This window comes from Pedobacter sp. GSP4 (assembly GCF_051857575.1).
Taxonomy (GTDB): domain Bacteria; phylum Bacteroidota; class Bacteroidia; order Sphingobacteriales; family Sphingobacteriaceae; genus Pedobacter.
This window is the reverse complement of the sequence record NZ_JBPZIR010000011.1, coordinates 12,276-28,575: the sequence shown is the minus strand read 5'-3', so window position 1 is coordinate 28,575 and position 16,300 is coordinate 12,276. Positions and strand designations below refer to the sequence as shown.

General features: G+C 41.2%; 13 protein-coding genes. All 13 read right to left on the bottom strand.

Features of this window, described 5'->3' with window-relative positions; translation table 11 throughout:
• Window positions 1–6: 6 nt before the first annotated feature.
• The 13 genes from ACS5PU_RS21835 to ACS5PU_RS21775 all read right to left on the bottom strand — a co-directional run bounded on the left by ACS5PU_RS21835 (window position 7) and on the right by ACS5PU_RS21775 (window position 16,298).
• Window positions 7–2,331, bottom strand: a complete 2,325-nt coding sequence (locus ACS5PU_RS21835) for an NADP-dependent malic enzyme (protein ID WP_439461290.1) — start codon at window positions 2,329–2,331, stop codon at window positions 7–9.
• A gap of 143 nt (window positions 2,332–2,474) precedes the next feature.
• A complete protein-coding gene (locus ACS5PU_RS21830) occupies window positions 2,475–4,994 on the bottom strand; it encodes a phosphocholine-specific phospholipase C (RefSeq protein WP_439461289.1) in 2,520 nt (839 codons plus the stop codon).
• Window positions 4,995–5,236: 242 nt separating this feature from the next.
• Window positions 5,237–6,640 carry a transglycosylase SLT domain-containing protein gene (locus ACS5PU_RS21825; RefSeq protein WP_439461288.1) on the bottom strand — a complete coding sequence of 468 codons (1,404 nt, stop codon included), beginning with the start codon at window positions 6,638–6,640 and terminating at the stop codon, window positions 5,237–5,239.
• A gap of 212 nt (window positions 6,641–6,852) precedes the next feature.
• Window positions 6,853–8,271, bottom strand: a complete 1,419-nt coding sequence (gene gatA / locus ACS5PU_RS21820; protein ID WP_439461287.1) for an Asp-tRNA(Asn)/Glu-tRNA(Gln) amidotransferase subunit GatA — start codon at window positions 8,269–8,271, stop codon at window positions 6,853–6,855.
• An 18-nt stretch (window positions 8,272–8,289) separates the two neighbouring features.
• Window positions 8,290–8,490: a Sec-independent protein translocase subunit TatA/TatB gene (locus ACS5PU_RS21815; RefSeq protein ID WP_029986031.1), complete on the bottom strand. Its 201-nt coding sequence runs from the start codon at window positions 8,488–8,490 to the stop codon at window positions 8,290–8,292.
• A gap of 12 nt (window positions 8,491–8,502) precedes the next feature.
• Complete coding sequence (locus tag ACS5PU_RS21810; RefSeq protein ID WP_439461286.1) at window positions 8,503–8,862, bottom strand: Sec-independent protein translocase subunit TatA/TatB; 360 nt, start codon at window positions 8,860–8,862, stop codon at window positions 8,503–8,505.
• A 47-nt stretch (window positions 8,863–8,909) separates the two neighbouring features.
• Complete coding sequence (locus ACS5PU_RS21805) at window positions 8,910–10,214, bottom strand: murein hydrolase activator EnvC family protein (RefSeq protein ID WP_439461285.1); 1,305 nt, start codon at window positions 10,212–10,214, stop codon at window positions 8,910–8,912.
• A gap of 150 nt (window positions 10,215–10,364) precedes the next feature.
• Window positions 10,365–11,156 carry a DUF4292 domain-containing protein gene (locus tag ACS5PU_RS21800; protein ID WP_439461284.1) on the bottom strand — a complete coding sequence of 264 codons (792 nt, stop codon included), beginning with the start codon at window positions 11,154–11,156 and terminating at the stop codon, window positions 10,365–10,367.
• Entirely contained in the window at window positions 11,134–12,831 is a 1,698-nt protein-coding gene (locus tag ACS5PU_RS21795; RefSeq protein WP_439461283.1) for a tetratricopeptide repeat protein, read from the bottom strand. The genes ACS5PU_RS21800 and ACS5PU_RS21795 overlap by 23 nt, the downstream gene beginning before the upstream one ends.
• A 59-nt stretch (window positions 12,832–12,890) precedes the next feature.
• Entirely contained in the window at window positions 12,891–13,322 is a 432-nt protein-coding gene (gene dut, locus ACS5PU_RS21790) for a dUTP diphosphatase (protein WP_439461282.1), read from the bottom strand.
• A gap of 53 nt (window positions 13,323–13,375) precedes the next feature.
• Window positions 13,376–14,866, bottom strand: a complete 1,491-nt coding sequence (locus tag ACS5PU_RS21785; RefSeq protein WP_439461281.1) for an oligosaccharide flippase family protein — start codon at window positions 14,864–14,866, stop codon at window positions 13,376–13,378.
• Between the two features lie 116 nt (window positions 14,867–14,982).
• Window positions 14,983–15,276, bottom strand: a complete 294-nt coding sequence (locus ACS5PU_RS21780) for an acylphosphatase (RefSeq protein ID WP_439461280.1) — start codon at window positions 15,274–15,276, stop codon at window positions 14,983–14,985.
• 65 nt (window positions 15,277–15,341) lie between these two features.
• Window positions 15,342–16,298 (bottom strand): NAD(P)H-dependent flavin oxidoreductase, encoded by a 957-nt coding sequence (locus tag ACS5PU_RS21775; RefSeq protein WP_439461279.1) that lies wholly within the window; start codon window positions 16,296–16,298, stop codon window positions 15,342–15,344.
• Window positions 16,299–16,300 lie beyond the last annotated feature (2 nt).

The window sequence follows — 16,300 nt, the reverse complement described above, 5'->3', positions numbered from 1 at the left end:
GTAATTCTACTTCTTGGTTGTTTTTGTAAATATACCTTTTCGTTTCGAAGTTTCAGCAATTTCTTCTTGTGCCTGAACATCTACCACTGCAATAGTAACCATATTTACGATTTCGCGCACCGAACTTCCTAATTGAACAATATGAACAGGTTTATTCAAACCTAAGAGAATAGGTCCAACGGCTTCTGCGCCACCCAGTTCCTGTAACAATTTGTATGCAATATTCCCCGATTCCAAATTAGGGAACACCAAGGTATTTGCAGGCGCATCGGCAAGGGTACTGAAAGGGAAATTGTCTCTCAACAGTTCGTTGTTTATCGCAAAGTTTCCCTGCATTTCGCCATCTACAACTACTTCTGGATGCTTTTTATGCAGCAAGTTAACCGTTTCCCTTACTTTGTTCGGGGTTACCCCATCGTTCGAACCAAAGTTTGAATACGATAAAAGTGCAATGCGAGGTTTGATGTTAAACTGTTTAACCGATTTATCCAATAACAAGGTAATATCTACCAGTTCCTCTGCCGTTGGATCTACGTTTACCGTAGTATCGCCAAAAAATACCGGACCTTTCTTGGTCATCATCATGTACATACCCGCCACACGTTTAACACCAGGTTTTACACCGATTACCTGTAAGGCAGGTTTAATGGTAGCGCCGTAGTTTTTGGTCAGGCCCGAGATCATGGCATCGGCTTCGCCAAACTCAACCATCGATGCGCCGTAGTAATTACGGTCTCTCAGTAGTTTGGTTGCATCGCGCATAGAAGAAACCCCTTTACGCTGGCGTTTTTTGAAAAGCGCTTCGGCGTATTGTTTGGTTTTATCAGGGTTCTGCATCTGATCGATGATTTCTACACCTTCAAGTTCAAGGGCATGTTCATCAATAATGGCCTGTATTTTATCTTTATTGCCCAAAAGGATCGGAATAGCAATATTCTCATCTTTTACAATCTGGGCAGCTTTTAAAATTTTATAATTATCAGCCTCGGCAAATACCACACGTTTAGGGTCCATTTTTGCTTTGGTTGTTACGGCCCGCATAATGGCATCATCTAAACCTAAGCGTTTTCTCAGTTCCTCGTTGTAGGCATCCCAATCGGTGATAATTTTTCTGGCCACACCACTTGCTATCGCTGCTTTTGCCACTGCGGTAGAAACTTCGGTAATTAACCTAAAATCAACTGGTTTTGGAATGATGTAATCTTTGCCAAATTTAAGGTTACGGGCATTATAAGCAAGGTTAACGGCTTCTGGAACCGATTTTTTAGCCAATTCTGCAATCGCTTTAACCGCAGCAATTTTCATCTCTTCGTTAATGCTGGTAGCCCTCACATCCAATGCGCCACGGAAAATATATGGGAAACCCAGTACATTGTTCACTTGGTTGGGATAATCAGAACGGCCTGTAGCCATAATGATATCTTTACGGGTTTTGATTGCCAGTTCGTAGGCAATTTCTGGATTTGGGTTGGCCATGGCAAAAACGATAGGGTTTTTGGCCATGCCTGTTAACATTTCGGGCGAAATTACGTTGGCAGCAGAAAGTCCGATGAAAACATCAGCCCCTTTCATGGCCTCGCCAATATTCGAAATGCCTTTTCTGGTGGTAGCAAAGCTCATCCGGATATCGTCCAGATCGGTACGGTTGGTATCAATTAAACCATTGATATCGAACATCACCAAATTCTCTTTCTTAACCCCTAAACTCAGGTACATTTTAGAACAGGAAACAGCTGCAGCGCCAGCGCCACTTACCACAACCTGGATTTTATCGATTTTCTTTTTCTGGATTTCGCAGGCATTTAACAATGCAGCACCCGAAATTATCGCTGTTCCATGCTGATCATCGTGCATTACAGGGATATTCATCTCCTGTTTTAAACGGCGTTCAATTTCGAAACACTCAGGCGCTTTAATATCTTCAAGGTTAATACCGCCAAAGGTTGGCTCCAATGCTTTAACGATTTTTACAAAATCATCAACATTTTCGGTATCCAGTTCCAAATCGAATACATCGATATCAGAAAATATTTTAAATAAAAGGCCTTTACCTTCCATTACAGGCTTACCGGCCTCAGGACCAATGTTGCCAAGGCCCAAAACGGCAGTTCCATTACTGATTACTGCAACTAAATTTCCTTTAGCCGTGTATTTATAAACATCTTCCTTATTGTTTGCTATTTTTAAACACGGTTCCGCAACTCCCGGAGAGTAGGCTAGTGTTAAATCTCTTTGTGAGGTTGTAGGTTTAGTAGGTACAACTTGTATCTTTCCTGGACGGCCTTGCGAGTGATAATCCAACGCATCTTGCTTTCTATTCGTATTACTCATTAAGTAACTTATTAGTGACGGCGCAAAGGTACAATTCTTTTTATGAGGCATAAAATAAAAAGCCCTCCAAAAAAAGTTAAATCAGGCTCAGGCCAGTTAGCCGATAGAATTTATCAAACGGCTATCTGCCCTGAAAAACAAGCTTATACTTTACCCATCACCGGATCAGTATAGCTTTCATTACCGGTTTCTATCCTGCCGGCAAAACGTTGCCTAAATACCTTATCGGCTGTTTTAACCTCAAAATCGTACCAGCCATAACTCGATTTTAAATCGAGTACCACAGTTGTTTGTCCGCCAGGTATTACACTTTTTTCCTGCTGACCTGATTTATATCCCAAATCATTTATGCTAACTTTTATCGGGGTTTTACCTCCGTTTTTTAAGGTGAGCTTAATATTTCCGGTTGCGGCCTTGGTTAAACGGTTCAGATCATTTTCGGCCGTAATGGTTAAAAGTGGATCGTTAACCGAACCCATAAACTCGCGGTAAAAACCATTCGGACCATTTAAACGCAGGTGATATTCGTTGTGCTCAAACCTGGCCAACGGCCAATCGTATTGCAATTCATCGTTCACTTTAACAGCGAAAGACCAGTTTCTGCAGATTTCTTCGGTTGCACCATCGGCCTTGAATTTTACCGGCGCATACACCGTAAAGGGCGAGCCAACAGCCTTGCTTCCAAACAGCTGGTCGCTGCTCGACATCCTAATCTGAAATTTCTTCTTGTCAGCATCAATTGCACCATGGACAGCCAATTGATAAGGCAATGCGCAGGATTTACGGATGCCTTTTTCCTGCTGCGACATAACACCCGCTCCTGCATCGGGTTTATTGATATCTGCATCGGAAATTGCTTTAAATCCGCTTGGCTCGCTTTTAAATTTGGCATTGAAAATCCCTTCAACAAAAGCATCTCTGTTCAAAAAGGGCAGTTTCTCCGTCTTCGGATCGAAAGGGGTAAATGCCGAAGTTAAATTTCCGGAAATGGTTCTGCGCCACTGGCTGATGTTATCCAGATGGATATTCTTTTTATATTTCTTATTTACAAATTCTTCTAAAAACTGTAAGGTAGAGGTATGCTCAAAAAGCTGCGAACATACTTTGCCTCCTCGGCTCCAAGGCGAAGCAATCAGCATGGGCACACGGAAACCTAAACCAATTTGCGCTTCTCTTGCCCCTTTTTCAGGAACACCCTGTTTAAGCTCATTGGCCAAACGCACATGTTCAATTTCGGTATCAATCCCTTTGGATACTTTTCCGGTTTCGGGTTTGTTTTCATCTGGAATAGAATATGGCGGAACATGGTCATAGTAACCATCGTTTTCATCGTAGGTAACAATGAAAATTGTTTTTTTCCAAACCTCAGGATTTTTGGTCAGAATATCCATTACTTCCGAAATATACCAGGCGCCGTACCACGGTGCACTCGGATGGTCGGAAAAATTCTGCGGCCCGGCAAGCCACGATACAGTTGGCAGTTTGCCCGTGTTTACATCGGCCCTAAACTGATGCAGAACATCGCCTTTTGGTACCGTAGCTTCACGTGTTTGACCATTATCATCGTATTTAATTGAACTGATGCTTCTATAATCGGGATCATTTTTGTTGACCACAAAAGCCCGGTAAAACAAGCTCTTTTCCTGATCGGATAATTGATCAAAGTTTTTCCTGCTCCATTTTTCCAGTTCAGCTGCAGCGTCATCCAAAGCTTTCATTTTATTGGCCAGATCGGTTTTGATCTTCTTGGCTGCAGCATCGCTCGATGGGCTTGCTTCTTGTAATTTATTGATTTCGCCCGGAAGGGTTTCTACCAGTTTTTGTAGATTTTCTACATATTTATCTTTAAACTTAACATTATAGGCTTTAAAAAACTCTAACAGATTGCAGCCAAAATTGGCCAACCAGGCTCTTTCTTCTCCTTTAAAGCCACCACCACAACTGGTTTCATTCTGATAAAATTTCCAGCTTACTTTGCTCTCTTCTAAAAGTTCGGGGAAAGTTTTCCAGGGCTGTTTACCATAGGCAAAGTCATCATTGCGGATATTGGCCTTGGGTATTCCGTTTTCATCGTGGGTAATTTTTCCGGTCCAGAAAAACGAACGGTTTGGCGTAGTACTCGTCATGGCCGAGCAAAAATTCTGGTCGCAGATGGTAAATGCATCGGCCAGCGCATAGTTAAAAGGAAGATCTTCGCGGATATAGTGCCCCAAAGTAAGGGGCATATGTGCATAATCTTTATTGCCCGATTTTTTAGCCGATAACCATTTATCGTATTTGCCATTGTTATTGGCATCTACCTGACTGGCGCGCGAGTGCGGTAACGATCCCATCCAGGTAACCTTTGTATCTTTAATGTTTAACCTAAATGGAGCATAAGTATTGCCCGCAGCATCGGTTTGAAACCATACGGGCTTTTGGTTTGGCAGACTGATTGCCCGGGGATCATTAAATCCGCGTACGCCCTGTAATGTTCCGAAAGTATGATCGAAAGAACGGTTTTCCTGCATCAAGATCACAATATGTTCGGCATCTAAAAAGGTACTACCTACTGCTGGATCAATGGCTAAAGCACGTTCAATGGAGGCTGGCATCACGGTTGCTAAGCCCGTTGCGCCCGAAAGCAATAATGATTTGCGAAGAAATTCTCGTCTGGTATCCATTTTGTTAAAATAATTAAAGCAAGTTTAATTTATTTCAACACTACTTTAAATAAAATTAAAGTTAATTATAGGTTAATCGATGATAATGTTACAGTAAAGGGTTCTGTATTGCAAGGCAGAAGTGACCGCGGGTTTAGATCTTGACGAAGCAATCAATCTGTAAATAACAGTGCTCCCCACAACTATAGTCTGGCTGACAGAATTTTTTCGATAAAATTGAAACGGATTGCGACTAAAGGATTTTATCCCTTACTGATTTTTAACACCATACCAACCTGCAAACCAGCCTTTGATAAGCGGTTATCTCTTTTGATGCTCTGTACAGTTGCGCCATCAAATTTTTCAGCGATTTCGGATAATGTATCGCCCATTTTAACCTTATAGCTTAAAAATGAAGCAGGTGCTTTTAGCGCAGTACGGTTTTTGGCGTAAATTTTAAGCCGCTGTCCTGGTACAATACTTTTGCTTTTTAATCCGTTCCAAACCCTTAAATCCTGTACCTCTACGCCGTATTTATTGGCAACAGTGGTTAGATTTTGGCCAGAAGTTACTTTATGGTAAACAACAGCAGTTGTGCTAATGGTCTTGGTCTTTTTCTTTCTTAAATCCCGAACATCATCTGTACTGGCCTGTATTACCTGCATATTCATATCAACATCAACATTGTTAAGCACCTCGTATACCCCAGCATAATCTATATCCTTTAGCTTTGGCATTACAATGCGCTTCGGTTCGTCGTCGGTACCATTTACAATTTTTTTCTTGTAAGATGGATTTAAGGCGAACATGGCCGATTCTTCTACATTTAAGGCTTTGGCCAAAGTGGCTAAAGATACAAAGCGTGTGGTTTGAACGGTATCCGTTTTCAAGAACATGTTGCAGGCCTGACCATTAATCTGATGTTTATTCGAATAATTCATTACGTACACGGCAGCGATAAATGCGGGTACATAATTCCGGGTTTCTTTAGGCAAAAACTGCCTGATTACCCAAAAATCCCTCGATCCGGCTTTATCTATGGCGCGGGTAACATTGCCTTTTCCACAATTATAGGCAGCTATGGCCAAAAGCCAGTCGCCCAGTTCTTCAAAAGCATCTCTAAAATAAGCAGCAGCGGCGTAGCTTGCCTGTATCGGGTCTTTCCGCTCATCCACAAAATTATCCATTTTCAAGCCGTAGGCTTTACCCGTACCGAACATAAACTGCCAGATACCTGTTGCCCCAACGCGCGAAATGGCATGCGGGTTCATCTGCGACTCTACAATGGTGAGGTATTTTATTTCCTGCGGAATATTATAATCTTTTAAAGCCTTATCAAAAATCGGGAAATAGTAGCTGGATAAGCCGATCATTTTACCGAACATATCTTTGCGCTTGGCATAAATATCGATATACTGCTGAACATACTCGTTATAAGGGAGCGGAACTGTTTTGGCAATAGAATCGAGCCTAAGTTTATAGATAAAGTTTTGGCCCATCATCAACGGATTTTCGTTAACCAATGGAACGGCTACGGTATCTGTATTCACGAAAATATTGTTTTTACCTTTCGGAAGGCTATCAAGCTGGAGGGTTTGTTGTGCGGAAGCTGCAGAAACTGATCCTAAGAAAGCACAAATTGAAGCAAAAAGTAATTTTTTAATCATGGGCTATTGGTTTAAACTTCCATTGGCCGTGGTTTGTGTTGCCACAAACCTTATACAAATCCCTTCTCTTTTTCCGTTAAACGAACCCAGAACAGCAATTTGATAATTTCTAAACGATGTTTAGAAAACAACTCATGAAATTGCCATTGCCATACTTAACGATAATGCTTTTTTGCATTAAGTTTGCTCCGTACCCCGCAATGACGATAATACTATGATAAAAAAGCCTGAGAAAAAGCCAGAAGCTTATCTTCCTCAAAATGTTTGGCTGTAAATTGAATACTTAACGGTAAACCGGCTTCATTATTGCCCAAAGGCAAAGCTATTGCTGGGTTGCCGCTTAACGATGGCAGTACGGTAAAAATATCGGCCATGTACATAACCAGCGCATCCTGAACATTATCGCCAATTTTAAAGGCTGTTGTTGGCGCTACCGGAGATAAAATCAGATCGTAATCAACAAAGAGTTTATCCATTTTTTCTCTGATTAACCGGCGTACCTGCTGTGCTTTTTGATAATAAGCATCGTAATAACCAGCACTCAACACAAAGGTTCCCAAAAGGATCCGGCGTTTAACCTCCTCACCAAAACCTTCCGCACGCGAGTGTTTATACAATTCGTTTAGCGATTTTGCTTCCATATTGCGGTGCCCGTAATGAACGCCATCGTAACGCGAAAGGTTAGAAGAAGCCTCGGCTGTGGTTAGAATGTAATAGGCCGGAACCAGGTAATCCAAAAGATCGAAAGATACATACTCAACGGTATGCCCATCGGTCTTTAGTTTTTCTATCGCTTTTAAAATAGCCGATTTAATTTCCGGATCGAGCGCGTCGCTCTCGATGGTTTCTTTTAAAACGGCAATTTTTTGCTTTTTGGAATCGTTTAAATGGGCGGGATAATCTGGTACAGCCAAAGCCGACACCGTAGAATCCTGATCATCAGCACCGGCCAAAACCTGAAGCAACAGGGCTGCATCTTCTACTGATGAAGTAATAGGACCTACCTGATCGAAAGATGAGGCATAAGCAATTACACCATACCTAGAAATGCGCCCATAGGTAGGCTTTAAACCAATCTGACCACAGAAGGCCGCTGGTTGCCTAACCGAACCACCGGTATCGGTACCTAAAGCGGCCAGGCACATATCGGCCTGTACAGCAACAGCCGAACCACCAGATGAGCCACCCGGAACAAGCGCAGTATCTGCTGCATTTTTTACTGCTCCGTAATAGGAAGTTTCGTTTGAACCGCCCATAGCAAATTCATCGCAGTTTAAACGGCCAACAATTATGGCATCTTCCTGCAACAAACGCTGTACAACGGTAGAGGAGTAGGGAGAAACAAAACCATCGAGCATTTTTGACGATGCGGTAACGATATGGCCCTCATAACAGATATTGTCTTTAATGCCAATAACCATGCCTGCAAGCTTACCTGCAGTTCCATCTTCTATTTTTTGCTGTACCGCTTGAGCTTGAACTTCGGCCGATAAAAAAAACACCTCATTAAATGCATTGAGGTGTTCATTGTTTTTAATTTGCTTAAAATAATAAGCCAACAAATCGGGTAAAGTTAATTGCTTTTGCGAAATGAGCGCTTGAATCTCCTTAAGAGAGCTGTATTTCTTCAAAACTAAAAATTATTGCAATTAAACAGTTTTATCACGGTTAGATGGATCTACCTGATCTCCATCAACACCATCTTTACCATCTTTAAATTCTTTAACACCTTTTCCCAAGCCTCTCATCAGTTCAGGAATTTTTTTACCACCAAATAATAACAATACCACTACTGCAATAATGATAATTTCTGGTGTTCCAAGCATTGCTGCTATTGTTGTATTTAACATAACTTTTTTTGTTTAAACTTTTTGATTGTCGTTTGCAACTTTATCATCAACCGGTGTACTGGCAGGTGTACTTGCACTTGCCTCTACCTTTTCATCAACAGGCGGTTCTTCTGTTGGATGATGGCGCTGATTGTGATTGTTAACTGCTGTTTCTTCTGCATCTTCCTTATCTAGATCCATCGCATTGATGTTTCTGTGGATTTCGCGTTTAACACCATCAGATGCATCTTTGAATTCTCTGATCCCTTTCCCCAATCCTCTTGCCAGCTCGGGTAATTTTTTACCTCCAAACAGCAACAGAACCACCACTAAGATGAGCACGATCTCCGATCCACCCATGTTTAAAAACTCTAATAACGTGCCTTGATACATCACTAATATAATTTATACAAATATAGACATTTTAACTTGTCTTAACTTTATTTACTAATCCAGGCTTCTGGATTTAGAGCGGCCTGCCCTCTTCTAATCTGAAACTTCAATACTGCGTCATCACCGGTATTTGCAACAACACCTATTGTTTGTTTGGTATCTACCGAATTACCCACACTCACATTAACCGATCTTAGATTTTGATATACGGTAAAATATTCCCCGTGGTTAATCAGCACCACTGTCCGGCCCATTACTACCTGTACCGCGGCAACCTTGCCTGCAAACACAGCCCTAACAGCTGCACCATCTGCTGTTGTAATATCTATACCGTCGTTGGTATAACTGGCTAAATCTACCTTGTGCAGTCCAAACCTTTCAGTTATGGTTCCGGTAGCTACCGGCCAAGGTAAGCGCCCCCTGTTGTTTTCAAAACCTGCTGATAATCTGGCTGCTTCTGGTGTAGCAGTTAATAACTCACTGGTTGATTTTGCTTTTGCCGTTGGCGCTGTCGGTGCAGTTGGTACCGGCCTATTCTCGGCCCTTGCTTTATCTGCTGCAGCTTTAGCCTCTGCCGCTGCCTTGGCCGCTGCAATTCTGGCTTCTTCAATAGCCTTTCTTCTAGCGGCTTCAATTGCACGCTGAATGGCTGCCTTTATCGCTGCATCTATCTGCGCCTGTTGCTTTTTACGGCTGTTAATATCCTGTTTAAATTGCTTCTCCTGTTTGCTAAGCTGATTTAACACTACAGCCTGTTCATTTTTATTTTTTCCTAAACGCTCACGTTCTCTTTCCTGCTCTTTTAACAGATCACTTTTTTCCCTAAGCGTTTTATCGAGTACTTTTATCTTCCCGTTCAGGTCTTGCTGTGTATTTTCTATATAACCAGCCTGTTTTTTACGGTATTGACTAAACTGCTGTAAATATTTTATCCTTTTATACGCCTGGTTAAAATCTTTTGCAGCGAAAATAAACATCATCTTGTCGTACGAGTTTCTATTGCGCTGCGCAAAACGGATCATTCCGGCATACTCTTTTTTAAGGTCGCCTAACTGACCCTGCAACGTATGTACGGTATTAGTGTTCTGAGAGATTTGATTATCCAAGTTTTTTATTTCGGAGTTGATGGTTCCGATCTTATCCTGGCGCAGCCTGATCTGGGCATTTATGGTATTAATCTGCTGGATGGTTAGCTTTTTACCACTGGCAGTTTTGTTTAAATTCTTTTGAAGTTGTTCAATTTCGCGTTGTATAGCTTCTTTTTTCCTTCTGAGCTGGCTTTCAGTTTGTGCTGCCGCCGAGAGGGTCAACACGCTTAAAAAAAGGATAAATAGGAGTTTCTGTAGCTTCATTAAGCCAAAAGTATAAAAATTTTGCAGTAAAAAATATTAAAATCGAGATACTCAGATCATAATTACTTATAACAGAACAGTCTTCACCCAATCTTCATGCTCATGGTTGATCGGAAGATGAGCAGCCCTGTTTGCAAAAATTATCCGGTTTTATTTTACGATGGCGAATCTCTTTGGTACAGTAAACGGAAAATCTACCGGAACATTGCCGTCAATTTTCACAAACTGAAGGTCGATATTTATTTTCTTCGCTTTAGAAAGTGTTTTGATCTGCATGGCGCTCGGAAACAGCGATTCGTTCAGTTTTTGGTAATCGGTGTAGGTAACCTTTAAGGCCTGTCCGTTCTTGGCATCGTTTAAATTGGTTTCCGATACTTTAAAAAGGGTATTAAAAAGCAATTTGTAATCCAGTTCCGATTTGCTGCCCGAAACCACCCAAACACCGTTTTCCTGTTTAACATCCGATTGTTGCGTTAAAAATTCGCCCATGGCATTACCGGTTAAAATAGCCTGCAGCGTATTAAAATTTACCTGTTTATTGGTAAAATTATAAATGTAACTAAACGGCTTTTTAAGGTACTCGCTTTTTATCCTGTTCATAATTTTAATACTATCAGGCGTAATTATGGCCCTCGCCACCTCTGCCATTCCACCCAGGGCGGTAATGCTTACCCAAATGGTTTCCTTGTCTTTCATTTTGAAATTCATGGTTACATCATTGGCATCGCCCGCAATATCCAAAGTTGCTTTGGCCTTTAATGCAAGGGTATTAAACTTAAGCTGCTTACTGTTTAATAGCGTTAGGGCTTCGGCTTTAGAATTATCGGTTTTGGTTTCTGTTTTGGTAGGCGGCGCTACTACAATTTCCTTTTTGGGTTTGCAGGCCGAAACAAAAACCACTGTTCCCAATATCAATACGCTATTTAAAATATTTCTTTTCATTTATCTTTTTATTTAATACTTCTGAGCCGTTGCCAGCATCTTTTGCTTTTTGCCACTGGATTACTGCCGCTTCCTTTTCACCTTTCATAAAAAGGATATCGCCATATCGCTCCAAATAAACACCGTTCTTACTGCTATTGTTTTGCAGCGCTTTCTCTATCCAGGTTTTTGCCAGATCATACTTTTGTTGTTTAAACAGAATAAAAGCATAGGTATCTATAATAGACGCATTATTGGGCATTGCATTGGCAGCTGTTTCTGCGTATTTTGCAGCTTTGCTTAAATCGTCGTTTCTTAACGCTAAATAATAGGCATAATTATTCATGATCAGGTAATTATCCGGCTCAATGGAAATCGCTTTTTCAAAAGCAGTTTTGGCCTGTGCAAAATTATTCTGATTGATAAAAATATCACCCTGCAAAGCATAAATCTGTGCCTGTAAACTTTTATTTTCTACATCCAGCTGCAGGGAAGTTTTAAGGTTGCTCAAAGCAGTATCATATTTACCGGTTTTAAACAAAGCATAAGCCATGTAATAATATAAACTGGCCTGATTTGGATAAATGGTTAAAGCCTCATCTCCAACTTTTACCGCTTCATCATAATGGCCGAGCAAAGTTTGTATATTAATTACCTGTTCCCAAACGATGTACACCTGTTCGTTAAGTTTTAAAGCGGCCTGATATTGAACCAACGCCTCGTTTAATTTGTTCTGCTGGTAAAGTACATCGCCATAAAGCGCCAGTGCCTTGGCATCTGTTGGATTTTTTTCGGCAACTGTTTTACTCAGTTCGGTTACATTTTTGGCTACAACCGGCTGGTTAAGCTTTGAAAAAAGCGCTGCAATAATTTTAACTTTTTCGGTAAGCGGCATTTCACTGCTTTCGAAAGCCATTTTTAATGCCGAAAATGCTGCTTCATCATTTTTTTGCCTGCGGTAAATATCGGCCAGGGCCAGGTTTACCTCAAAATTATTCGGCTCAAGCTGCTGTGCTTTGGTTAACACTTTCAACGCCTCAGCATCGTTGCCTTTTTGCAAAAGCAGGCCAGCAGCATAGAGGTAGTTTTTTACATCGGCCTGGTTGCCTTCCAGCAATTTTACAATATCGCTATCTGTAGCACTACCGTTTGATTCCAGTCTTCTCTTGGCAACAAGGAGCTCTTTTGATTCGCCAAACTTGGCCTGAATTTCATTATATGTTTTTTTTGCCGCATCTACCTGGTTGGATAAAAACTGCGCATTGGCTTTATCAAAATAATAGGCATCGTTTTCTGGCTCGATACGGATCAATGAATTAAATACCTCAACCAGTTCGGGCATTTTATTGTTCCGCTTGTACACCTCGCCCAGTAAACGCCAGTACCATACATTGTTGGCATTTATTTTTATGGCCTGTTTGATATTCTGTTCGGCATCCGAAAGTTTATCCAAACGCAGGTTGGCATTGGCCAGCTCAAAATAAGCGGCATGGTTATTCGGATCTAAGCCAACAATTTTATTGAAGTTGGTTGAGGCCACCACATAGTTTTCAGACATTTTTTCGCGCAGCCCCGCAAAGAACAATTGCTTTACCATATTGCTATCGCGATTGGTAGCCGGTAAAGTCGTTCCCTGCCCAAAGGCCTGAAAGCTAAATAAAGTAGCCCCGACAAGAAAATGCACTTTATATTTCATACCTTTTATTCATCAAAAAGTTAACTCCAGACTGAAACTGCAAACTGAAAATTGCAAACTTATTTACCCGTATGGCCATAACCACCTTCGCCCCTTGCAGTTTCGCCAAGCTCATCAACGGCATTCCAGCTAACGGTTTCGTGTTTGGCCACTACCATTTGCGCAATCCGGTCTCCATTAACGATCTTAAAATCAGTATCAGATAAATTTACCAATAAAACCTTTACTTCGCCACGATAATCTGCATCAATTGTGCCAGGTGCATTTACTATGCTGATGCCATGTTTATACGCCAGCCCACTTCTAGGCCTGATCTGCGCTTCATACCCAACAGGTAATTCGATAAACAATCCGGTTGGCACCAATAGGCGCTGCAAAGGTTTAAGGATAATTTCTTCGGCAATAGCCGCCCTCAAATCCATCCCCGCGGCATGGGTGGTTTCGTACTGTGGCAAAGGGTGTTCGGATGTATTGATGATTTTTATTTCCATTTGTATTGATTAATGCTTGATGGATCGTTAAGGCAAAGTGCCGGTACAAAAAACTAGCTTTTTTTCAAAACTTTCATCAGCTCATTTTTTTCAAAATAGGCAATACCTGCAACAAAAGCAATTAGCATGGCATTACCGATATAAATGTTTCTGTTAAAGATAAAGAACGACGAAAACACCAGTACGATTGAGATGATTAAATACGCTAAAATCTTTTTTAAATTATAGGGTATAGGATAATATTTTTGGCCAAGGATATACGAAATAACCATCATGGTACCATAGGTGGCCATCGAAACCCATGCCGAACCCATATAACTGAATTTAGGGATCAGGATGATGTTAAAAACAATGGTAATAATGGCGCCAACCAAAGAAATATACAGCCCAAAACGCGTTTGATCGGATAGCCTGTACCAAATAGAAAGGTTCATATAAATACCCAGGCATACATAACCAACCAATAAATAGGGAACAGCAGGTAAACCAACCCAGTACTCGGCAAGGTGCTTGGCATCGCGGCTGATAAAATATTTCAGGATTTCGATATTGGCTGTTAGGGCAACAAAAAGTATAGAAAGTGCAATCACAAAATACTCCAATATCTTTGCGTAGGTAACTTTGGCATTCTCGTTTTTGGCATAACTGAAAAAAAATGGTTCGGCTCCTAGCCTAAAAGCCATGTTGAAAATACTCAGAAAGATAGCCAGCTTGCAAACGGCTCCATAAATTCCCACCTCTGCTTCGGTAGTATAACGGTCTAACAGTATTTTATCTAAATTTTCGTTAATAATAAAAGATAAATTTGCAACGAGTACAGGCCAGCTGTAAGAAAGCATCTTTTTAAATAAATCCCTGTCGAATTTAAATTGAACCTTTAAAAATTCAGGGATTAAAAGTGCAAAAGTGAGCGCGCTGGCAATCAGGTTGGCAATAAATACATATCCAACCCATTTATCCCTAAACCAGCTCTGAAAAAAGCCAGCGCCAGGCAAATCATGTTTAATAATAAGCGGAATGCCATAAATAAAAAACAGACTCAGCACTACATAGCTTAAAATATTTACAAACTTGATAATGCTGTACCTAAAAGGTTTTCCATCGGCCCTGATCCTTGCAAAAGGAATTACACAAACCGCATCAGAGAACAATAACCATAAGAAATACTGTACATACCTTTTCTGATCCTGATAGTGTGACATGTTATTGTTTAACAGCCATTTGGTTATGGGCTGGGTAAAAACAAGTCCGGTGATTAGAAAAAGCGTGGCAATAAAAGCAACAATTAAGAACGAATTATTATAAACCTGCTGTTTTTTATCCTCGTGTTTATTCAGGTACCTAAAAAAGGTTGTTTCCATACCAAAAGCCAAAATGGCATTGATCATAGACGCATAGGCATACATTTTGGTAAAAACGCCCAATGCGCTTGCGCCATAACTTCTGGTAAATATTGGGGTTAATATGAAGTTGAGCAACCTCGAGGCAATGGTACTGATACCATAAACCATGGTTTGCCCAAGAAACTTTTTATATACAGACATTCGTTTTAATCAGGATAAAAGTATCGGGTATAAGATCTCAATTAATTGGTGGTTCGTATTCCGCGTTGAGATAAGCTCCTTGCCGAACAATATTAGCAATTCAATAACCCAGCAATTTATTTTCTTAAGATTTCAAAATTACGATAGTTTTTTACTTCGCCATCGCTTACCGCAACATTTTCTACCCTCGCACGGTCGGGGCCTTCGTGGCACCAGTTTACAAATTCTTCTAAAAAAATTTCTTCTCCTTCTGCTTCGATGTAAACCGAACCGTCTTTTTCATTTCTTACAAAACCTGTAACCATCATCTGATTGGCAATAATTTTGGTGGTCTCCCTAAAGCCTACGCCCTGCACTTTACCGGTTACGGTTATATTGAGGTGTTTTACCCCTAAATTTTGTTCGCCCATATTAAAGCTTAATATTGAAATGTTCTACTTTGCAAAGTTAGTAAACCAATTTTGTATCGTTGTGTTTATAGATCCAATTCGTTGGGCAAACTGCTAAATCTTTGCAGCTCCGTTCTAAAACTGTTCCAAATATCTTCGAGTATTACTTTAGCTGGTTTAATCTCCTTAAGCATGGCCGAAACCTGTCCAATTTCGAGCTCGCCATTTTCCATATCGCCTTCAAACATGCCCAGTTTGGCTCTTGCCCGGCCTAAAAGCTCCATCAGCACGCTCCTATTGGCGCCATCTGCTTCGGCCATTGCAACCGCATCGGCAAATCCATTTTTCAGTAACCTAACAGGAACCAGTTTTTTCATGGCCAGTTTAGTATCACCTTCATCAGCTGCGATAATTTTATGTTTAAAGGCCGAGTGTGCAGATGATTCTTCGGCTACAGCAAAGGCCGACCCGACCTGAACGGCATCGGCTCCCAATGCAAAGGCTGCGAGCATGGCCCTTCCGCTTGCTATGCCACCAGCGGCAATGATGGGCACCTGCACTATATCCTTTAACATGGGTATTAAACACATGGTGGTGGTTTCTTCGCGACCGTTGTGCCCGCCAGCTTCAAAACCTTCGGCAACAATGGCATCAACCCCGGCAGCTTCAGCCTTTAGTGCAAATTTTGTATTCGCAATAACATGAACAACTGTAATCCCTTTGGCTTTTAGTGTGCCGGTCCATGTGGCTGGGTTACCCGCTGAGGAGAAAATAATTTTCACGCCTTCTTCCAGTACCACATCAATAATTTCCTGAATATTGGGGTAGAGCAAGGGAATGTTAACCCCAAAAGGTTTATTGGTAGCCATTTTGCATTTTTGGATATGTTCGCGCAAAACCTCTGGGTACATGGAACCCGCACCAATAATGCCCAAGCCCCCGGCATTAGAAACTGCAGAAGCCAATTTCCAGCCACTGCACCAAACCATGCCAGCCTGTATAATAGGATATTTGATATGGAAAAGTTTACAGATTGGATTCATAG